Origin of the sequence: Clostridioides sp. ES-S-0054-01, from assembly GCA_021561035.1 — a bacterium.
Lineage (GTDB): Bacteria > Bacillota > Clostridia > Peptostreptococcales > Peptostreptococcaceae > Clostridioides.
Genome location: CP067346.1, coordinates 2,487,426 through 2,508,568 on the forward strand (window position 1 = coordinate 2,487,426; position 21,143 = coordinate 2,508,568).

The window sequence follows — 21,143 nt, forward strand, 5'->3', positions numbered from 1 at the left end:
CTCCTCCTGAAAATATTAAGTGCTACTTCAACACTCTATTAAATATTATATATTAAAATTACAAAATTATCTATTTATCTTAATTTTATTTTATAAAACAAAATATTATTAAATGAACTAGCTAATTTTAAAGAATATTCTTCAAAGTTTTTAAATGAAGAAGTTTAAATTCATGTGGTGTTCACCAAGTTGGTAGTATAGGTTTATGTTGTAAAAGGAAGAATATTGACGGTGTATCTACAGATGTATTTGAATTGTTTGTTGGAAGTAGTTTTGAAATAGGTAAGACTAGATTAGGAAAAATATAATTTATTATATTTACTTATAAAAAATGAGATAGTTATAAGCTATCTCATTTTTTATAAATGGTTTGAATTTTATTTATAAACAATTTTAGATAAATCACAAATCTCTAGCATAGTATCATATATTTGTTTAAGTAGACCAAGTCTATTATTCTTAACATCTTCATCATTATCCATAACCATAACTGAATCAAATAAGTTATCAACTACTGGTCTTAAAGATGCAAATTCATCCAAAGCAACACCATATTTTTTATCTTTTAATAATTCCTCGACTTTTACCTTTACTTGTTTAAACTCATTGTAAAGTTTAATTTCCGCATCTTCTTTTAATAAAGATTTATCAACCTTATCGCTTTCTGCTTTTTGGGCTAAAGTAGAAACTCTATTAAAGGCAGTAAGCATCTCTACTAATTCATCTTTTTCTAGCCAATTATTAAGTTCTAAAGCTCTCATGTGCATATCAGAAATATCATTTATATCAGAACTTAAAACAGCATCGACAACATCATATCTTATTCCTAAATCTTTAAATAGATTTTTTACTCTCTCATTGAAGAAATTCATTATTTGTTCAACAACTTCTTCTTTATTAAAATTTAATTCAGAGTAATTATCTAAAGCATGTTCAATAAGTACTTTTATATCCACAGCAACTTTTCTATCCATAAGTATACTAAGTATACCTAAAGCTTGTCTTCTTAAAGCATATGGATCTTGAGAACCTGTTGGTTGTATACCTATAGCAAAGAAACCTGCTATTGAATCCAATTTATCAGCTATTGATAAGGCAACCCCCGCATTAGTCTTAGGAAGCATATCTCCTGCAAATCTTGGAAGATAATGCTCAAAAATAGCTTCACTTACAACCTCATTTTCTCCTCCAACTTTTGCATATTCTTTTCCCATAAAACCTTGTAATTCATCAAATTCTCCTACCATTCCAGTAACCAAGTCTGCCTTACATAGTTTAGCAGCTCTTATAGTATCTGCCTTTTCATCTACTAAACCTAAACTATCAAGTATATCAGCACTTAACTTTTCAAGTCTTAAAGTTTTGTCATAAATAGTTCCTAGTTTTACTTGGAATACAACAGTTTTTAATTTTTCTATGTAACTTTCTAAGTTTCTCTTAGTATCTTCTCTATAGAAAAATAAAGCATCTGCAAGTCTTGCTTCTAAAACCTTTTCGTTTCCAGCTTTAACATTGTCTATTTTGTAAGAATCGCCATTTCTAACAGCTATAAAATTAGGTAATAGTTTTCCGTCTTTAAGCACTGGGAAATATCTTTGATGCTGTTTCATAGGAGTTATAACAACTTCTTTTGGTAGTTTTATATAATCTGTATCAAATTCTCCATAAAAAGCAGTTGGATATTCAACCAAGTAAGTTACCTCTTCAAGTAAATCTTCATCAAATTCAACTTCTCCACCCAAAGAATTTGCTACTTCTATACATTGCTTTCTTATGATTTCTTTTCTCTTATTTTGGTCTAAAACTATATAATTTTTTTCTAATTTTTCAAAATAATCTTCTATAGAATTGACTTCTATTGTACTTTCTCCTAAAAATCTATGACCTTTTGTTATATTAGAAGATATTATTCCTTCTAAATCAAACTCTAATACTTTATCATTTAACAATGTAACTATCCATCTTATAGGTCTTGCAAATTTAAGATTTTTTCCTCCCCAACGCATGGCTTTTGGGAACACTACAGATTTTATAGTCTCTGGTAATATATCTTTTAATACTTCTGAAGTCTCTTTTCCATCTTGCTTTATAGTAGCAAAGATATATTCATCTTTTCCAACTTGTTTAAAGTATATATCAGATTCACTTAATCCTTTGCTTTTTATAAATCCTAAAGCTGGCTTTGTTAAATTATTTTCTGCATCAACAGCAATTTTCTTAGAAGGACCTTTTATTTCTTCTTCTAAATCACTTTGTCTATCACTCAATCCTTCAACCACCAAAGTCAATCTTCTTGGTGTCCCATACGCATTTATTCTGTCAAAAGATATTCTATTTTCATCAAATAATTTACTAAGATTGTTTTTTAATTGTTCCAGTGTACTGCCTACAAATCTTGATGGCATTTCTTCGACACCGATTTCAAATAAAAGATAATTTTTCATTATTTGTCACCTTCCTTTAAAAGAGGGAATCCCATTTCTTCTCTTTGTTTTACAAAAGTTTCTGCAACAGTCTTTGCCATATTTCTAACTCTACCTATAAATGAAGCTCTTTGACTAACTCCTATTGCTCCTCTTGCATCCAATGTATTAAATGCATGAGAGCATTTTAACACATAATCGTATGAAGGTATTACAAGTCCATTTTCCATAAGTCTTAATGCTTCTTTTTCATATATATCAAACAGATTAAACAACATATCTGCATCACATAATTCAAACGCATACATTGAGTTTTCATACTCAGCTTTATTAAATACTTCACCATAAGTTATTTTATCATTCCATTTTAAATCATAAACACTATCAACTTCTTGAATGTACATAGCTAATCTTTCTAATCCATATGTAATTTCTCCTGTCTCAAGCTCACATTCAATATTACCTACTTGTTGGAAATACGTAAATTGAGTTATTTCCATACCATCTAGCCAAACTTCCCATCCAAGTCCCCATGCACCAACTGTAGCAGCTTCCCAGTTGTCTTCAACAAATCTTATATCATGCTCACTTGGGTCAATTCCAATTTCTTTTAGACTTTCCAAATATAACTCTTGTATATTATCTGGAGATGGTTTTAATATAACTTGGAACTGATGATGTTGATATAGTCTGTTTGGGTTTTCACCATATCTTCCATCAGCTGGTCTTCTTGAAGGCTCTACATAGCATACTTGCCAAGGCTCAGGTCCTAATGATCTTAAAAAAGTATTAGGATTCATAGTTCCTGCACCTTTTTCAATATCATAAGGTTGCATCATGATACAACCTTGCTTTGACCAGTATTTTTGCAACGCCAGTATCATCTCTTGAAAATTCATAAAAATCCCTCCTATAACAATAAAGCCTCTCGTCTACACGAAAGGCTATTTTAATAGTTCTTCTACAACTTTTAGAATATCAAATTCTATAAAATTTGTCAATGTTAGCGATAATTCTTATAATTATCTTCTCTTCATTTTTTAAAAGTCTCTTTATATCTATTTATTTTCGTCTTCGTCTTCTTTATTCTTTTCAAATTCTTCTTTCATAAGGTCAGCAGTTACATCTTTGTCATCTTCTTTTTTGTCAACCACTACATCCTTCACATCTTTAGCTGCATTAGTTATCATATTCTTCAAAACATGAAGTTTTTCTTCATTCAATTCACCTAAATCTACAAGTTCTCCATCTTCTTCATTTTGAACTTTTATACGATATTTACTTATAACAGCAGCTGACAATCCAACTAAAGTAGCTAATGGCACAAAAGCTAATCCAACAACTCCAACTGTTAAAGGAATATTCATCATAGTTTTTCCATCTTTTTCAATTATTATTCTTACTACACTACTTTTTCTGAGAAGCTCTTTTAGTTGAGATTTTATATTTTCTCCATCTTTACCAAACACTTCTTCCATAGTTTCTTTAGCAGATTTTGCTTTACAATTACAAGTATTTTTTTTATTTTCTAGATATATTACTGCCTCAATTACATCTCCATCGCATATTACTAATGCTTCTTTTGCTTCTGCATAAGTTGCTCCTGGAACTCTTTCAAAGACTGAATCAACCATTTCAATAGTTATATTACTACTCATCATTATCCACTCCCTTATTATTTTTTACACTTTGTAATACGTGTAATGATTTAAAATTAATATTATCGACATAAACTTTTAAATACTTGTCTAGAATATTCTCAAGCTCATGTGTTATATATTTTGATACTTTAGCTTTACTGCATGTTAAAATATCATTCCTTAATACATATTCCATAAGACTTATAGTTGTTAAGTCTAATTTTATATTATTATCAAAAAGTTTACTACACTTACTACATAGTATACCACCTTCGTAGATATTAAACACAGAGTTTTGCAAAATTTTACATTCACAATTAATGCATTTATTTACTATAGGTTTAAATCCTATATAGTCTAAAAATTTTAACTCGAATGCTGCTGTTATAAACCTATTATCTGTATTCTCTTGTGTGTACAAATACAGAGTCTGCGCAAGTAATATAAATAGCCTATTATTAGTCTGATTTTCAAGTATAGAATTTTCAACTAATTTTGTAATATATGTAGCATAAGAAAATGCCTCTATATCATAGGATATATTATAAAAACTTTTTATTATTTCACTTTGAGTAACCTTGTACATATTACCTTGTTTTTTTAAGGTAAAATTGCTATAAGAAAATAACTGTGATGATGAAAGCAAAGAGCTCTTATTTTTTTTGGCTCCTTTTGCTATTGCAGATACTTTTCCAAGCTTTCTTGTAAATAGTGTAAGTATTATGTCACTTTCCTTATACCTTATAGCTTTAAGTACTATCCCCTGGGTGTTCAGGATTATCATCGTCTTCTTTTTTCTCCCTTACTTCTTCAATTTCTTCATATATGTTTTTGCAATCACAGAAATATAAATATGCATCTATACTACCTGTTTTTTTAAAAACTTCCCAACTGATATTGTTCATTTTTAAAAAACCCCCTTCTTACATTTATACTTATATTTTTAGTAAGAAGAGGATAAATCATACATAAAGTTATTAAACAATTTTTGACAATAATGCTGTTGTTATTATAAAGTAAACTGCTATACCAGTTATATCAAGAGCTGTAGATATAATTGGTGATGAAACTGTAGATGGGTCTGCATTCATTTTTTTTAATAAGACAGGCATAAACGCACCTATTGTTGCACCTAAAACCATATTTATAAATAATGATATTGAAACAATTAATACAATGTCTAACTCTCTCATAACAAAGTAAATTATAATACCTGTTATTATACTACATAAAAGACCTGTAATAATTCCTACAATACCTTCTCTAACCACATTGCTAAAATTCAAATCTTTATTAGATAATGTTATTACTGTAACAGATGATGATTGAGTTCCAATATTTCCACCCATACCAATTACTACAGGTATAAAAAATACCAATGGAGCATATACAGGATTCATTACATAGTCTAAGTTAGAAAGTATTAATGAAGCCAACAATCCTCCTACTAATGTAATAATTAACCAAGGTAATCTTCCTCTAAGTGCTGATATTATTTGCTCTTTCAAGGTAGGATTTTCTTTTTCAGCAACTTCTCTTTCATGTTCTGAACTTCCTGCAAACTTATACATATCTTCAGTTGCTTCTTCTTCCATTACATCGATTATATCATCTACTGTTATTATCCCTTTTAATTTCTCTTGTCTATCTACTACTGGAATTGCTATTAAATTGTATTTAGATACTAATCTCACTGCTTCTTCTCTATCCTCATCTACATAAACAGAGATTATATTTTCACTCATCAAATCTTCTACTATATTTGCATCTCTAGCTATTATTAATTCTCTTAATGACAATACTCCAACTAGCTTTTCTTCATCATCAACCACATATATATAATAAATAGTTTCAGCTTCTTCAGCTTCTTCTCTCATATGATCTATCGCTTCAAGAGCTGTCATATCTTTATTTATAGAAATATATCCAGTAGTCATTGTTCCACCAGCAGAATCTTCATCATAGAATAATAGCTCTTTTACATAATCAGCATTCTCTTGATTCAAAAGATTTATTATATGTTCTCTTTCTTCTTCTTCAAGTTCACTTAACTTGTCTGCCATGTCTCCAAGAGACATAAGTTCAAGTATATTTTTTGAGTGTTCTACATCCAGCTTAGATAAAATACTAATAAAAAACTCTACACTACCTTCTTCTAATATAGAAGATGCCATGTCTAAAGGAAGTACTTCAAACAATTGAATTTTCATATCTTCCTCTAAATTTTCCATTATATCGAATATATCAATTATATGATATTCCTCTATTAATTCTCTTAACTCCAATACTTTATTATTATCAATTAATGACTTTACTTCATATAATAAATATTGGGAAGCATCCAGTTTCCTATCCATATAACCCACCTTTATTTATCATTATATCCAAAATTATTTATATAATTTTGTAAATTTCTCCAATTTTCTTTGACTTTAACCCATAATTGAAGATTTATTTGTGAACCTAAAAGTAATTCTATATCTTGTCTTGCTGATTTGCCTATTCCTTTTAGTTTCCTACCATTTTTTCCTATTATTATTCCCTTATGTGAATCTCTTTCACAGTATATTACGGCAGATACATCTACTATTTCTTTATCATTTCTTGCTTTCATTTTTTCAATTTCAACAGCTACGCCATGAGGTATTTCATCATTAAGATAATGAAGAACTTTTTCTCTTATAAGTTCTGCTATTAATACCCTCTCTGGCTGGTCTGTAATCATATAATCTGGAAAATACTTTGGACCTTCTTCTAAATAATTTTGTATAACTTTTATTAGAGTATCCGTATTCTTTCCTTTTAATGCTGATATTGGTACTATTTCTTTAAAAATACCTTCATTATCATACATTTTGATTATATCAAATAGCTCATCTTTTTGGTCTAGTTGGTCTATTTTGTTTACAACTAGAATTATTGGTGTTTTAACACTTCTTAAATCCTCTATTATCTTTCTATCTCCAGGACCTATTTTTTTAGAATCATCAACTACAAATAATATTAAATCCACATTTTTAAAGGCTTCCGTTGCTGCCTTTACCATAAATTCACCTAATTTATTTTTTGGTTTATGAATACCTGGTGTATCTAAAAATACTATCTGCATCTCTTCATCTGTATATACTGCTTGTATTGTATTTCTTGTAGTTTGAGGCTTATCACTCATTATAGCTATTTTTTCTCCAACTACATTATTCATTAAAGTAGATTTTCCTACATTTGGTCTACCTACTATACTGACAAAACCTGATTTAAACATTAACTGTCTCCTAACTTTTTTATCTTCTTGTTTTAATTACTTTAAATTTATTTATATTTTTTAAATCTATTTTAAATCATTTCCAGAGAAATAGTTTGGCAACAAATCCTTTATATCATGCTCAAACACCTCTCCTTTAGTATATCCTGTTATTATTTTTATATCAGAACCAAACTCTATAATTACCTGCCTGCATATTCCACAAGGATATGTTTGCTCATTATTTTCTGAGTTATCACTTGCTATAGCTATTTTATATATATCCTTATCACCTTCTGATATTGCTTTAAAAATAGCTGTTCTTTCTGCACAATTTGTTCCACCTAATGATGCACATTCTATATTACATCCAGTATAAACTTTACCACTCTTAGTTAAAAGAGCTGCACCCACTCTAAAGCTCGAGTAAGGAGAATAAGAATGTTGTCTGGCATCTTCTGCCAACCTTAACAATTCTATGTTATCCACAACAGTTCCTCCTGTATACAATAATTAAAAGTTATTTTTATTTAATACTCTACATTATATCATAAAAATTTAATTAGCACAGATTTGTTTTATTTTAAATATTTTATGTACATTTATTTTAATTATAGAACATTCCAAGCTGAAATACTAATATAGCTATCAATACACCTAATAAAGCTCCAGCTATAGTCTCCCAAAATGTATGTATTTTTCCTTCAATCCTACTTTGGGCAACTAATACAGCCATTATATATGCAAGAGTAGATGCAACGACTCTTTCAGTCATAAGTGTAATTGCAGTTGCTATGGCAAATGATAAAGCAGCATGACCACTTGGCATTCCCCCTTTTAGAGGAGTACCTGTAGAAGTCAATGCTTTTACAACTACAACAGCTATAAGAACCAATAATATACATATCAAGGTTATATGTAATTCTGATTCTCTTATTTTATAAATTAATATCCCAGATATATCTGTCAATTTATCATAAAACAAAATATATCCAACTACTACTGAGTTTAGTGCTGCTACTAAAACACCACCAGCTGCAACATCTTTTGCTATCTTAGCAAGCACATGATATTCATCAGTTACTAAATCAACAGCTTTTTCTATAGCTGTATTAAACATCTCAGCAACTACAACTAAACATATGGCCATAAGTAACATTATCATTTCTAATTTTGAAAAGTTAAAAAACAAACTTATTATAAGAACAGCAACCGAACCTAAATAATGTATTTTCATGTTTCTTTCAAATTTAAATGTATACAATATCCCTTCTATAGCTGCATTAAACGCTTTAATTATACCTTGACGAGTTTTTTCTGGTTTCATAAAAACTACTCCCTTGTTATGTTTAACTTATTTAATATGTGCTCTTCTTTTTCTCTCATTTCCTTTGCATTTTCATCTGTATCGTGGTCATAACCTAAAAGATGAAACATACTATGACATATTAAAAAACATACTTCTCTTTCAAAACTATGATTATACTCTATACTCTGTTCTAATGCTCTTTCAAGAGATACTACTATATCACCTAGAGATTCTTCCTCTAACTCAACATCCTCAAAATCATCACTTAAAAGAGGAAATGATAAAACATCAGTCACTCTATCAACTCCTCTATATTCTCTATTTAATTCATGAATCTCTTTATTATCTACAAAAGAAAGACTCACTTCATAATTATCATCATATCCTTCATAATCTAAACATTCTAAGATTATATCCTTTATCTTTTCAATTAACTCCTCATTTACTTCTAATTTATCTTGTCTATCATCTAATATCAAATCCATTAACTACACCTACTTTTTATTCATTAATAATGCTATATATCTATATTACTACACTTTTACTTTCTTTTGAAAGTCTTTTCCTGTATTTTCACTTTTTTACGTTCTTCTTTTTTAAATTCTTCTCTTTTATTGTGTTTCTCATAAGCTCTTATTATTCTCTGCACCAATTCATGTCTTACAACATCTCTATCTGTTAACATTATAGACCCAATCCCTGGAACTCCTTTAAGAATCTCTGTAGCTTGTATTAGACCACTCTTCTTATTTTGTGGTAAATCGGTTTGCGTTACATCACCTGTAACTACAGCTTTAGAACCAAATCCTAGTCTAGTTAAAAACATTTTCATTTGTTCAGAAGTAGTGTTTTGAGCTTCATCTAATATTATAAATGAGTTATCAAGTGTTCTACCTCTCATGAATGCAAGTGGTGCGACCTCAATAGTACCTCTTTCTAAGTATTTATTAAATTTATCAGCACCCAACATTTCAAATAGTGCATCGTATAATGGTCTTAAATATGGATCAACTTTGTCCTTTAAGTCTCCTGGTAAAAAACCTAGACTCTCTCCTGCTTCCACAGCTGGTCTTGTAAGTATAATTCTACTAACTTCATCTCTTTTAAAGGCCTTTACTGCCATAGCAACAGCAAGATAAGTCTTTCCTGTTCCAGCAGGTCCAACGCCAAAAGTTATATCATTATTTTCTATAAGTTTTATATATTCTTTTTGACCTAAAGTTTTAGGTTGAACAGCTTTACCTCTTTGAGTTATGACAATTGTTCCCTCAAGTTCTTTTATTTTTTGTTCACTACCTTCAAGTAAAAGAGATAATGAATAAGAAATACTCTGTTTGTCTAAATGCTTACCATTTGATACAGTTTGATGTAATTCATTCATAAGCTTTAATGCAGAATCTACATTCTTTTCTTCTCCAATTAAAATTATATTTCCTTCTCTAAGTATTACATCTATATTTAAAGTCTTCTCTATTAATTTTACATTCTCATCAAAGTTGCCAAATAACTCTCTTTCAAAGTTACCATCTGCTATTGTAAATTTCTTTTGTATTATCAATTGAATTAGTCCTCCTAAAATTTTAAGTTTAATTTTATTAGTTGTTATTGCTATTATTATTTTGATTATTATTACTATTTTGATTACTATTATTTTCACTAGGATTGTTTTGGTCTTTATTATCCTTATTATCCTCATCAAATTCATTTCTTATATCATTTAATGGTCTCTTTTCTGGATTGGAAGGAACTTCCTCTTCACCTTCATTTGGTTTACTTTCTTCCTTTATAAACCTTTCTGCTTCTGATTTACTAAGAGGATAAATTTTAGCAATATTTTCACTAGTTTGAACTGTTATTAAATATTCTAACATATTTTTATTGACCTTAAAATTATGTTTTACATCTATTATTCTAGCCGAAGCTGGGATTATATATTCTAACTCTTTTAAAGCTTTTTCAGATAATTCTTTTTTTAACTCTTCTTTATTCCTTTTTACTTCAACTTTTTTTGTTTCATAAAAAGTACTCGTCTTTATCTTTATCGGAAAAGTATAGTCTCCTATTGATAATTTTTTTTCTTTATTTTCAACAACATAATCTTTATACTTTATGTTTTTTCTCATTGTAAATTCTTTATCATAAAAACTTAGTGTATATATATTTTTCTTTTCTCCAGTCTTTTTATTTACAGTATCTACATAACTTGCCTTTTTTTTGGATTCATAAAAAGTACTTGCCCATACTTCTGGTATTGATTTTGTATTAGCTCCATTTAATAAAACATCTCCCTTTTGTACTATATCTCCAGACTTAATTACTGATTTACCACTTCTAGGGATTACCTTTTCTATTATACCATTTTTTAAAGCAATTACATTACAATAATTTGATTGGTCTGTAGATTTTAAGGATTCTGCCTTTTTTGTGACAGTAACAAATATATTTGTTCCTTTTACATTAATAGATAAATATGCCACATCATTAAATTTAGACATCATATGGTCTCTAACTTCTTTTCTATCAATACTCTTCTTGTAAACACCTGGTCTTACTCCAACCTTGTAAAGCTCACTTTTAAGAGCTTCTTTTTTTATACCTTCAGGAGATTGTATATATACATCTGTCACAAACTGTGATGTTGACATCAATAAAAATAAAGAGACAACAGCACAAATCCACATACCTTTGTGCTTATAAACTCTTTTGATAATAAAAGGAACACCTGTTTTTTGTTTTACTTTTATATCAAATTTACTTCCTCTATAAACATTCTTAAATTCTTTTATATCTTGTCTATCTATATGAAACTCCATTTTAGTATTTTTTATTCTAGTTACATTGTAAACACTTATACCATTTCTTATAAGATGATTTAAAAATTGTTCGAGTCCTACTCCTTCTACAACTATAACGTAGTATCCCCTTATAAAACTTATCAAGTGTATCTCCTCCTAATCAACATACTCAACATTGTATATAATTCCTTTTATACCTATCTCACTATCAGTAATATACTTAAGTGAAAGTTTATCTCCAGATATTTTAATTGTTTTAACCTTAGTCTTTATTCTTATTAAATCAACTTCATATTCTAATATTGATAGATAATTTTCTATACTAATAAACGTATTACTTGTAACAGTAATAACTGGTTGATTTACTTGTAAATCAGTGGATATTTCTAACATAAGCATTACCCCCTTAATTAATTTTATGCTTGAAATAGGTATTTATGCACTTTATTGATGTTGTAACAGATTAGTTTTAAAATTTTTATATAATAAATACCTAATATTTAATATATTATTTAAAAAATAAAAAGGTAATCATATTGATAAAAAATCAACATAATTACCTTTTTATTTTTTTATATAAAATCTAAACGTATACAATTTTTTTATTAGTCTTGTTCTATTAAACCATATCCACCAGCTTTACGCTTATACACTATGTTTATTTCAAAATTATCTTGATTTCTAAACATATAGAAATTATGTCCTACTAGTTCCATTTGAAGTATAGCCTCTTCAGAACTCATAGGTTTTACATTAAATTTCTTTCTTCTCTCTATAACTATATTTTCATCTTCATTATCATAATCATCAAATTCATTGCTATTATCTATAAAGTCAACATTTTCAAATCTTATGCTCTTATTATTTTGACCTTTGTCTTTAACTTTAGTTTTATATTTGACAACTTGTCTACTTAATTTGTCACAAACAATGTCAATTGCCGCATATAAATCGTCTTCTACATCTTCTGCTCTTATTATTTGCCCATTAATAGGAATTATTGTAACCTCCACTTTTTGTCTATCCTTTTTCGCACTTACTGTTACTTTCACTTCTGATTCAGGATCAAGGTATTTTTCTAACCTACTTAATTTTCCATCTACGTATCCTTTTATTCCGTCAGTTAATTTCATTTGTCTCCCAGATACTATTATTTGCATAAAAACCTCTCCCTTCAAGCCTTTCCAATTCTAATACTTTAATATGTTAATCTTTAAATACAATTTTTATAAATTTATTATATTTAAATTAATATTATTGTATATGAAAATGATTATTTTTAATAGTCTATTTATTTTTTCTTTAGTATGATATTATTAAAAGTACAGGGTAATTTACAAAATCTTTACATACTATTTATTAATAAACCATATAAAATAGTTCAAAAATCCTGCATAAACAAGCCACATCAAATAAATCAAATTTATGTATCCAGATCTCTTATCTATTTTAGAAAACTTCGAAATCATTACTATAGAAACTAAAATCATTATTATTATATCTATTAAAGCTGTAAATCTAAGTCCAAAACCAAAAAATAATATACTCCAAACAAAGTTTAATACAAGTTGTAATACATAATAAAAAATCGCATCTCTTACTTTAGGTAAATTGTAACCCTTTCTTAATATTAGGTATGAAGATATACCCATCAATATGTACAATACAGTCCAAACTATAGGAAAGATAAAAGCTGGTGGTGCAAAGCTTGGCTTTGTGAGTTGCAAATAGTAGGTTGAAATATCTGTACCACTAATAATCATTGCTAAAGTGCTACTTAAGTAACCTATTATTAATGGTATCAATATGTTTATCAAAAAATTTCTAATTTCTTTTACTGATATAATCAAATTTTTCCCCTTCTTTCAAAATTTTCTTTGATTATAGATATGCTCAGATATGACTTGTTATTCCCAAAAACTATAAAAAGCCTAGAGATTTCTCTCTAGGCTATATCAATCTATTGTAAGTTTTGTTTTACCAACTTATTTATAAGTTTTCCATCAGCTCTTCCTTTAACCTTTGGTTGGATAACTGACATTATTTTTCCCATATCCTTCATAGAAGTTGCTCCTACTTCAGATATAGTAGATTTTACAATTTCTTCTAACTCTTCTTCGCTTAATTGTTGAGGTAGGTACTCTTTTAAAACTTCAATTTCAACTTCTGTTTCTTTTATTAAGTCTTCTCTTCCAGCTTTTTCAAATTCAACTAATGCATCTCTACGTTGCTTTAATTGCTTTGCTATTACATCGATAATTCCATCTTCATCAAGCTCGACTCTGTTATCAACCTCATACTGCTTTATAGAAGCTCTTATTAAAGTTACTACAGATTTTCTCACTGTATCTTTGTTTTTCATCGAAGATTTCAAATCCTCTTGTAACTTTTGCTTAAGGGACATCCCCTTCACCTCTTTATTCTTATTTACTACTATTTCTTAGCGTTTTTTCTTCTTGCTGCTTCAGCTTTTTTCTTACGCTTAACGCTTGGCTTATCATAGTGCTCTCTTTTTCTCACTTCTGACATGATGCCAGACATTGCACATTGACGCTTGAATCTTCTTAAAGCGCTGTCTAATGTTTCATTCTCTCTAACTCTTACTTCTGACATTTCTTTTTCCCTCCCTCCAATAGCGCAATTATGCTGGGACTGTAACTATGTTCTTTTTGCATAATATGCATTACAACCTAACACTTTGTTTATTATAAACTAAATTTTTACTTTTATCAAGTATTTTTATCAAGAAGAAACTCAATTTTTCAATAATTTAGTTTAGTTTTGTCCCGCTTCGTAATTAGGAAGCTTTTTACCAGCTAAAATATGATAGTGCAAATGTTTAACTTCTTGCCCTCCATCACTTCCACAATTATTTATGATTCTGAATCCAGTTTGGTCAAAACCTTTCTCTTTAGCTATTTTATTAATAACAACATGAATATGTGACACAATGTCCATCTCTTTATCAGTAATATCAATTAAACTATCATAATGTTTTTTAGGTACAACTAATATATGGTATGGAGCAACTGGGTTCAAGTCATTAAACGCTAAGACTCTATCATCTTCATAAACTTTAGTTGAAGGTATTTCTCCGTTCGCTATTTTACAAAAAATACAATCCATTTTTTCCACCTCCTATCTTATAAATATTATAATTTCTACATGTTATAGCAAAATTCCTTCTACATATTCGTCTTTTACATCATTTATTTTCACTTTTAATATCTGACCTTGTATATTTTTGTCACTTTCAACAACAACTCTTATATAGTTTGAAGTTAGTCCTTCATATTTATTGCCTTCTAGATTTTGTTCAAATAAAACATCCAACTCACGACCAATAAATTTATTTGCAAATTTATTAAAATTTACTTTACTTAAATTTAAAAGTTGTTCACTTCTAAAATGTTTCATTTGAGGGTCGACTTGATTTTCCATAGTTGCAGCTGGAGTTCCTTTTCTTGGTGAATATTTAAAAATATGCATTTGTGAAAGCTCTATTTCTTTTAAAAACTCATACGTTTTTTTAAATTCTTCATTTGTCTCTCCGGGAAACCCTACTATTACATCTGTAGTTATTGCAACATCTGGCATTTTACTTCTCAATCTATCTACAATAGTTTTGTACTCTGAAGTTGTGTATCGTCTATTCATTCTTTTTAGAGTTTCATCACATCCACTTTGAAGTGATAAATGGTAATGAGGGCAAACTTTATCCATTTTTAAAACTTCATTTACAAATTCATCTGTAAATAAAATTGGTTCAACAGAGCTAAGTCTAATTCTCTCTATTTCATCTATTTCGTTTATTCGTTTTATTACATCAAGAAGTTTAATATCCTTATCCTTTAAATCTTTTCCATAAGAAGCAACATGTATTCCTGTTAATACGACCTCTTTATAGCCATTATTAGCCAATTTTTTCACTTCATCGACTATACTATCAATATCTCTACTTCTAACGCGTCCTCTGGCATAAGGAATGATACAGTAGGTACAAAATCTATCACATCCATCTTGTATTTTCATAAATGCTCTAGTCTTTCCATTAGTTTGGCTAATTTCTATTTCTTCAAATGCTTTAACCTTCATTATATCATCAACTGTACTAACTTTTTTATTTGCATCTATCTTTCTAATTTCTTCAACAATCTTTCTTCTATCATTTGTACCCATTACTAAATTTACTTCTTCTATATCCAAAATTTCTTCTGGTGATACTTGAGAATAGCATCCTACAACGGCTATTATTGCATTTGGATTTTTCTTTTTAACTCGTCTTATGTATTGACGAGATTTTCTATCACTCATATGAGTAACTGTACATGTATTTATAACGTAAACGTCAGCATATTCTTCACTATTAACTTGTTCATAGCCATCTTTTTCAAATAGTTCTAGCATAGCTTCCGTTTCATATTGATTGACTTTACACCCAAGTGTATAAAAAGCTACTTTTTTCAATTTATTTTTCTCCTCCTAAATCACTTAGCTCATACAAAGCTATTGTTGATGCTACAACAGAAGCTGTCTCAGTTCTTAATATCCTAGGCCCTAATGATACAACACTACAATTATTTTTTTGTACTTGTTCTATTTCTTCTTCAGAAAATCCACCTTCTGGACCTATAAAAATTCCAATGCTATCTATACTAGAATCACATTTTCTAAGTGTATGTTTTATTGAAACGGTTCTTTCATTTTCATAAGGGCAAATATTTGTATTATTTTTTTTCATATCTTCTAAAGCTTCTTTAAAACTTAAAACACCTCTTAGTTTTGGTATCTTACCTCTTTTACTTTGCTTTGCTGCTTCATAAATTATTCTTTCCCAACGTTCAAATTTTTTATCTTCTTTCTTATCATCAACTTTAGCGACACTTCTCTTAGTTTGAACTAATATTATTTCTTCTACACCCACTTCAGTTAATTTTTGAAGTATCATCTCCATTTTTGGAGCTTTTGGAAGTCCCTGATATAGTCTTATTTTAAGTTTTGATTCTCTATTTATATCAACTTTTTCTAAAATATTTAAATTAACTATACTCTTATCTATATTCATTATCTCACAAATATACTCATTATTATTCTTGTCACATATCTCAAGTTTTTCACCTGGCTTGCATCTTAAAACCTTTGAAATGTGTTTTACATCTTCACCTTCTATAGTGCAAGTTCTATCTTGTAGATTTATATTATTTTTTTCAACAAAAAATCTATCCATTATACGTCACCATATCCCCTATCTTTTAAGCTTAGAAACTATTGCTGACCATTCACCTAATTTTTGAACTTCAACTATTTCAAATCCATTTTCAATTAAGCTATCTTTAACTTCCTCTACTTTATCCAAAATTATACCTGAAGATATGAATATAGCATCTTCTTTCATAAAGTTTTGCACATCATTTGCAAGTATCTTTATTATATCAGCTATTATATTTGCAACTATTATATCAGCTTTATCTTTTATTACATCGGTTAAATTACCATGCATTACAGATACATTTTTTTCAACTTTATTTTCAAGAACATTTTCTTTTGCAACTTTTACTGCCACTTCATCTAAATCTACAGCTACAACTTCTTTTGCTCCTAATTTAGCTGCTGCTATTGCAAGAATTCCACTACCACAACCAATATCAAATACTTTAGAATCTTTATTCACATACTTTTCTAATTCTCTAATGCACATACTAGTAGTCTCATGTGTCCCTGTACCAAATGCCATTCCAGGGTCAAGCTCTATGATTAAATCTCCCTCTTGCATAGTATAATCTTCCCATGTAGGTTTTACTACTACCCTTTGTCCCACTTTTGTTGGTTTGTAGTATGCCTTCCATGCATTTGCCCAATCAGCTTCATTTACTTGGTCTAGTGATACACTTCCTTCACCTATATCTATACCAAAATCTTTTAACCCTAAAACTTTTTGCTTTATTATTTCGACAAATTCCATCACATTTTTTTCTTCTGAAACATAAGTTTTTATAAGTACGTCGTCTTCCTCATTCTTTTTAAATACTTCTTCTTCAACATAATCCCAATCTAGTTCATTTTTCTTTTGAAATAAAAAGTCTTTTGGGTCTTCTATTACAGCCCCACCAGCTCCTTGTTCATATAGTATATTTGTTATAGGCTCAACTGCTTCTGTTGTTGTTTTTATAGTTACTTCTATCCAATTATTCATAAGTTTACCTCTCTTCTTTATAGTAATATTCCTATTTTTCCATAACTTTTATTATATCATAAATATAATATTTTATTGTTTTATATTATTGGTTTTAAACTTCCTGATTATTATGAAGAATTAGAATTCTATTCATAATTTAAAATCCACTTAGTTAATCTTAAACATCAAATTTATTATCTATTAGACACATTGGAAACACTCTATATCACAGCTTATTTTTCTTTTTAAAAGATAGTTTTTGCAGTGAGCCTACAGTAGTGTCTTTTGTATTTTCAAGGTCTAAAGGCATATTATATTAAACATATGCTCACTTTAAAATTAAGCCTACAGTATTATTATAATCAAACTTTCTACTAGATTTTAGTACCATGTATCCTTCTACTTTGCTTATTAAGCCATAATAATATAATCTATTAAATATAAATTTTGATACTTGAATAGAATCCTGCTGTAAATCTCTATCTTCCTTATAAAAATCTTCTTCCAGAATAATTTTATAACTAACATCAACATCTCTAAAAATTTTAACTGCTTCCTTCTTACTATCAACAATATTTTTGTAAGGCTCAAAATTGAAAATTAAATCCAATCCATCAAAAACTTCTTTATTTATGCCATAAATATTTTTAATTTCTTTATCACAACTTATAAAATTCTCTTCAAAATATTTTTTAACTACACTATTATCATAGTAATCATCTAAAATAGTTTTTCTAATTCCCATTGTAAAAATAGAGTTAGTTTTTAATATGTCCTTTAAGATGTTTTTAGTTGTGTTTTTAAGTTTGTTATCATAAATCTTATCTTCACTAGGTAGAATATAAAAATTTCCATATTCATATTTATTATTTCTATTGCATCTACCCATTCTTTGTATCAAGCTATCCATAGTTGCTAAATCACTTATTATTGTATTGAAATCCAAATCCAAAGATATTTCTACTGATTGAGTTGATATCCAAATATCACCCTCACCATTTAATATTTTACTATATTTATCTCTTTTATCTTTGAATTTAAATCTACTATGTAAAACATCTATATCTACACCACTATACTTATCTGATAAATTTTCTTTTAAAAACTCATACGTTCTATTCACTGAATCAATAGTATTCTTTATTATAAGAATTTTTTGTTTATTTTCTAAAGCACCTTCAACTATTGACTTGATTTCTTTTTCCTTTATAAAAGAAACCTTTACATTTTTACCTTCATAAACCTCTTCTTCCTTGTTACTTTCAATAAAAACTATTTCTCCTTTATCAGTAACATTTTCATTACATTCTTCTTGAAAAATAATTCCCTTATTTATCATTTGCTCTTTATATGAATTTGGAAGTGTGGCTGTCATTAAGTGAAAATCAACATCTAAGTATTTGCATGCAAATTGCATAAAATATATCAAAATCAAAAACATCTTAGGTTCTAATAAATGTACTTCATCAACAGTTATAGATGCATTTTTTACAGCTGCAAATATTTTTTCATATCCTGGAAATTTAAACATACTAAGCAATAACTGGTCAACTGTTGCAATTACACAAGGTTTACAAAAATTTATACTCAAATCTATATCCCTTAATGTCAATACAAAATCATGTTCTCCATTATCTTCATTCTCTGAATATAAATTTATATCTCCATGAAGTAATCCAATGTAATCATTACTATTTCTTGCATCTAAATCATTTTTATTTTGAAAAATATTTTTTCTATAAAAACTTTCTGCTGATATTTTATTTGGTACTAAAAAGAATTTTCTTTTAAAAGTCTTTCTATAATCTGCAGCTGTTTTTCCTGAACCTGTAAATGCAACAGTCAGAACATTTCTTCCAGAAAGTTCTCGTAGTCTTTTTTGTATAGGGTTAAATTCTATATTATTTTTGTCTAAATTATCATGACTCTTATATATCTCAGTTAGAATCATTTCATCAACTTCTTCATTAGTAAAATCGTTATAAAATTTTATACCTTTCTGTCTACTTGATGCACTATGGTCTATTAAGTTCAGCATCCCTTTATATAAAATATACTTAAACTTTCTATAATTTAAAATTGAATCTTCTATTTGACCATTGTTATAATCACTGTCTATAACCATACTTTCACTTAATTTATCTATGTAATCATAATCCAATACATCTTCACTAAATTTAAAATCTACATCTAAAATGTCCTTTATATAAATCTCTATATCTTTCAGATTAAACTCTTCTTTTTCTAAAATGCCTTTTTCAATATAATCATAAATTTCTTCTTGAACTTTACTAGTACTTAACCTCATATAATCTTCATAGTTTCCATGATGTAACATTATACTTTTATATATATATAACTTATCTTCTTCTGACAAGTTCATTTTTTCTAATATATCTCTTAAAAATGCTCCAGATAATATATTGTGTCTTGCTATCTTTTTTAAAGATTTTTTGTCAGACTCTAATTTTTTCCTCTCTTTTTCTGAACAACTAGACGATATTTTATTATTAATCTCCATTTTTTGTTGCATAATTGAATTAATTTTTCCTAAATCGTGCAAAGCACAACATATTTTCAGTATCTCTATATCTTTATTTGAATATAAATTTAGCTCTAATATAGATTCTAATACTTCAAATAAATCCTTAATATGTTCAACTAATGTTTGTTCTTGTTGATTAGTTCTTAAATTGTATGACTTAGCTAATATTTCTTTTTGCATGATAAACACCTATCTTTCAAAATAATTTAAAGCCATGTAAAAACTTCTTTTGTATCAATACACACATTTACCTTAATATTTTTAGGATATATACCATCATTATCAACATATATATAATGGCAAAACTCATAAACTCTATCATCTCTATTTGCTTCTAAATCTTTATATTTATGAGGTAATGCAATCAATAAACCTTGATTTATTATAGTCTCGACATTATCTTTATCTCTTAAGTCAACTCTTACATATGTATTCTTTAATTTTATATTTTCTTTTATAGCATCACGAGTATTCATAGGTATAACCTCTTTTAACTCAACTTCTTTCACAAAACACCCTTTTTCACTTGGTATTACAAAATCTTCTTTTCTTCCTAAATTTGCATATTTACATGGGCTTTCAAGCTTTTTTCTAATAAATTCAAGTTCTTTATCATCCTTGCAAGAAATAAATATAGTCAGTTCTACTTGTTTAAGAACTTCATAGTTTAATATGCTATTTTGAGCTTTATGCTCTTTATAGTAATCATAGTAGTTTCCTTGAAGCAAAAACTTTTCTTTATCTTTGCCTTTTCTCATATTTGTATATTCATTCCAAAAATCAATGTTCTCTCCTCTTGAAAATTCTAGTTCTCTATGGTGATATGTTCCAATTATTCCTATATCTATATCGAAGTTTAATCTTCTATCACATAAATATGTTATCATTCCCATTATTGTCGTTTTAGATGGTAAATTTAAAGTACTTATATATTCATTTTGAAATACTTTTGGGTCTCTATAATGAGCAGTTGGTTGCTTAAGTTTACATTGTAATACTTTCATAGTTTAAAAAC

Annotated in this window: 23 protein-coding genes; all 23 read right to left on the bottom strand. The window is 28.1% G+C overall.

The window, feature by feature from the left end:
• Positions 1-377: 377 nt before the first annotated feature.
• The 23 genes from JJC02_11755 to cas5 all read right to left on the bottom strand — a co-directional run bounded on the left by JJC02_11755 (position 378) and on the right by cas5 (position 21,132).
• Complete coding sequence (locus tag JJC02_11755; GenBank protein ID UDN53578.1) at positions 378-2,444, bottom strand: glycine--tRNA ligase subunit beta; 2,067 nt, start codon at positions 2,442-2,444, stop codon at positions 378-380.
• Positions 2,444-3,322, bottom strand: a complete 879-nt coding sequence (gene glyQ / locus JJC02_11760; protein UDN53579.1) for a glycine--tRNA ligase subunit alpha — start codon at positions 3,320-3,322, stop codon at positions 2,444-2,446. Before glyQ ends, JJC02_11755 begins: the two co-directional genes overlap by 1 nt.
• 159 nt (positions 3,323-3,481) lie before the next feature.
• Positions 3,482-4,081 (bottom strand): DUF4342 domain-containing protein, encoded by a 600-nt coding sequence (locus JJC02_11765; GenBank protein ID UDN53580.1) that lies wholly within the window; start codon positions 4,079-4,081, stop codon positions 3,482-3,484.
• Positions 4,074-4,847, bottom strand: coding sequence for a DNA repair protein RecO (gene recO, locus JJC02_11770; GenBank protein UDN53581.1), 774 nt, complete (start codon positions 4,845-4,847; stop codon positions 4,074-4,076). Before recO ends, JJC02_11765 begins: the two co-directional genes overlap by 8 nt.
• The gene (locus tag JJC02_11775) at positions 4,813-4,968 is read right to left on the bottom strand and encodes a YqzL family protein (protein UDN53582.1); all 156 of its coding nucleotides are present in this window, start codon (positions 4,966-4,968) and stop codon (positions 4,813-4,815) included. The genes recO and JJC02_11775 overlap by 35 nt, the downstream gene beginning before the upstream one ends.
• Positions 4,969-5,040: 72 nt before the next feature.
• Positions 5,041-6,420 (bottom strand): magnesium transporter, encoded by a 1,380-nt coding sequence (mgtE, locus tag JJC02_11780; protein ID UDN53583.1) that lies wholly within the window; start codon positions 6,418-6,420, stop codon positions 5,041-5,043.
• Positions 6,421-6,431: 11 nt separating this feature from the next.
• Positions 6,432-7,325 carry a GTPase Era gene (era, locus tag JJC02_11785; protein ID UDN53584.1) on the bottom strand — a complete coding sequence of 298 codons (894 nt, stop codon included), beginning with the start codon at positions 7,323-7,325 and terminating at the stop codon, positions 6,432-6,434.
• Between the two features lie 66 nt (positions 7,326-7,391).
• The gene (locus JJC02_11790) at positions 7,392-7,793 is read right to left on the bottom strand and encodes a cytidine deaminase (protein UDN53585.1); all 402 of its coding nucleotides are present in this window, start codon (positions 7,791-7,793) and stop codon (positions 7,392-7,394) included.
• 118 nt (positions 7,794-7,911) lie between these two features.
• Complete coding sequence (locus JJC02_11795) at positions 7,912-8,631, bottom strand: diacylglycerol kinase (GenBank protein UDN53586.1); 720 nt, start codon at positions 8,629-8,631, stop codon at positions 7,912-7,914.
• A gap of 5 nt (positions 8,632-8,636) precedes the next feature.
• The gene (gene ybeY, locus JJC02_11800) at positions 8,637-9,098 is read right to left on the bottom strand and encodes an rRNA maturation RNase YbeY (protein ID UDN53587.1); all 462 of its coding nucleotides are present in this window, start codon (positions 9,096-9,098) and stop codon (positions 8,637-8,639) included.
• A 56-nt stretch (positions 9,099-9,154) separates the two neighbouring features.
• Positions 9,155-10,270, bottom strand: a complete 1,116-nt coding sequence (locus JJC02_11805) for a PhoH family protein (GenBank protein UDN53588.1) — start codon at positions 10,268-10,270, stop codon at positions 9,155-9,157.
• Positions 10,209-11,552 carry a sporulation protein YqfD gene (gene yqfD / locus JJC02_11810; protein ID UDN53589.1) on the bottom strand — a complete coding sequence of 448 codons (1,344 nt, stop codon included), beginning with the start codon at positions 11,550-11,552 and terminating at the stop codon, positions 10,209-10,211. The genes JJC02_11805 and yqfD overlap by 62 nt, the downstream gene beginning before the upstream one ends.
• Before the next feature lie 12 nt (positions 11,553-11,564).
• Positions 11,565-11,801, bottom strand: coding sequence for a YabP/YqfC family sporulation protein (locus JJC02_11815; GenBank protein ID UDN53590.1), 237 nt, complete (start codon positions 11,799-11,801; stop codon positions 11,565-11,567).
• 212 nt (positions 11,802-12,013) lie between these two features.
• Positions 12,014-12,568: a ribosome-associated translation inhibitor RaiA gene (gene raiA / locus JJC02_11820; GenBank protein UDN53591.1), complete on the bottom strand. Its 555-nt coding sequence runs from the start codon at positions 12,566-12,568 to the stop codon at positions 12,014-12,016.
• Between the two features lie 192 nt (positions 12,569-12,760).
• Positions 12,761-13,258: a tryptophan-rich sensory protein gene (locus JJC02_11825; GenBank protein ID UDN53592.1), complete on the bottom strand. Its 498-nt coding sequence runs from the start codon at positions 13,256-13,258 to the stop codon at positions 12,761-12,763.
• 110 nt (positions 13,259-13,368) lie between these two features.
• Positions 13,369-13,812 (bottom strand): GatB/YqeY domain-containing protein, encoded by a 444-nt coding sequence (locus JJC02_11830; protein UDN53593.1) that lies wholly within the window; start codon positions 13,810-13,812, stop codon positions 13,369-13,371.
• Positions 13,813-13,841: 29 nt separating this feature from the next.
• The gene (locus JJC02_11835; GenBank protein ID UDN53594.1) at positions 13,842-14,021 is read right to left on the bottom strand and encodes a 30S ribosomal protein S21; all 180 of its coding nucleotides are present in this window, start codon (positions 14,019-14,021) and stop codon (positions 13,842-13,844) included.
• Positions 14,022-14,183: 162 nt separating this feature from the next.
• Complete coding sequence (locus JJC02_11840; protein UDN53595.1) at positions 14,184-14,534, bottom strand: histidine triad nucleotide-binding protein; 351 nt, start codon at positions 14,532-14,534, stop codon at positions 14,184-14,186.
• A gap of 42 nt (positions 14,535-14,576) precedes the next feature.
• Entirely contained in the window at positions 14,577-15,875 is a 1,299-nt protein-coding gene (gene mtaB / locus JJC02_11845; GenBank protein ID UDN53596.1) for a tRNA (N(6)-L-threonylcarbamoyladenosine(37)-C(2))-methylthiotransferase MtaB, read from the bottom strand.
• Position 15,876: 1 nt separating this feature from the next.
• On the bottom strand, positions 15,877-16,635 hold the full coding sequence (locus JJC02_11850; protein ID UDN53597.1) for a 16S rRNA (uracil(1498)-N(3))-methyltransferase: 759 nt from the start codon (positions 16,633-16,635) through the stop codon (positions 15,877-15,879).
• Between the two features lie 18 nt (positions 16,636-16,653).
• A complete protein-coding gene (gene prmA, locus JJC02_11855) occupies positions 16,654-17,601 on the bottom strand; it encodes a 50S ribosomal protein L11 methyltransferase (protein ID UDN53598.1) in 948 nt (315 codons plus the stop codon).
• 310 nt (positions 17,602-17,911) lie between these two features.
• Positions 17,912-20,308, bottom strand: coding sequence for a CRISPR-associated helicase Cas3' (gene cas3, locus JJC02_11860; protein UDN53599.1), 2,397 nt, complete (start codon positions 20,306-20,308; stop codon positions 17,912-17,914).
• Between the two features lie 26 nt (positions 20,309-20,334).
• Positions 20,335-21,132: a CRISPR-associated protein Cas5 gene (cas5, locus tag JJC02_11865; protein UDN53600.1), complete on the bottom strand. Its 798-nt coding sequence runs from the start codon at positions 21,130-21,132 to the stop codon at positions 20,335-20,337.
• Positions 21,133-21,143 lie beyond the last annotated feature (11 nt).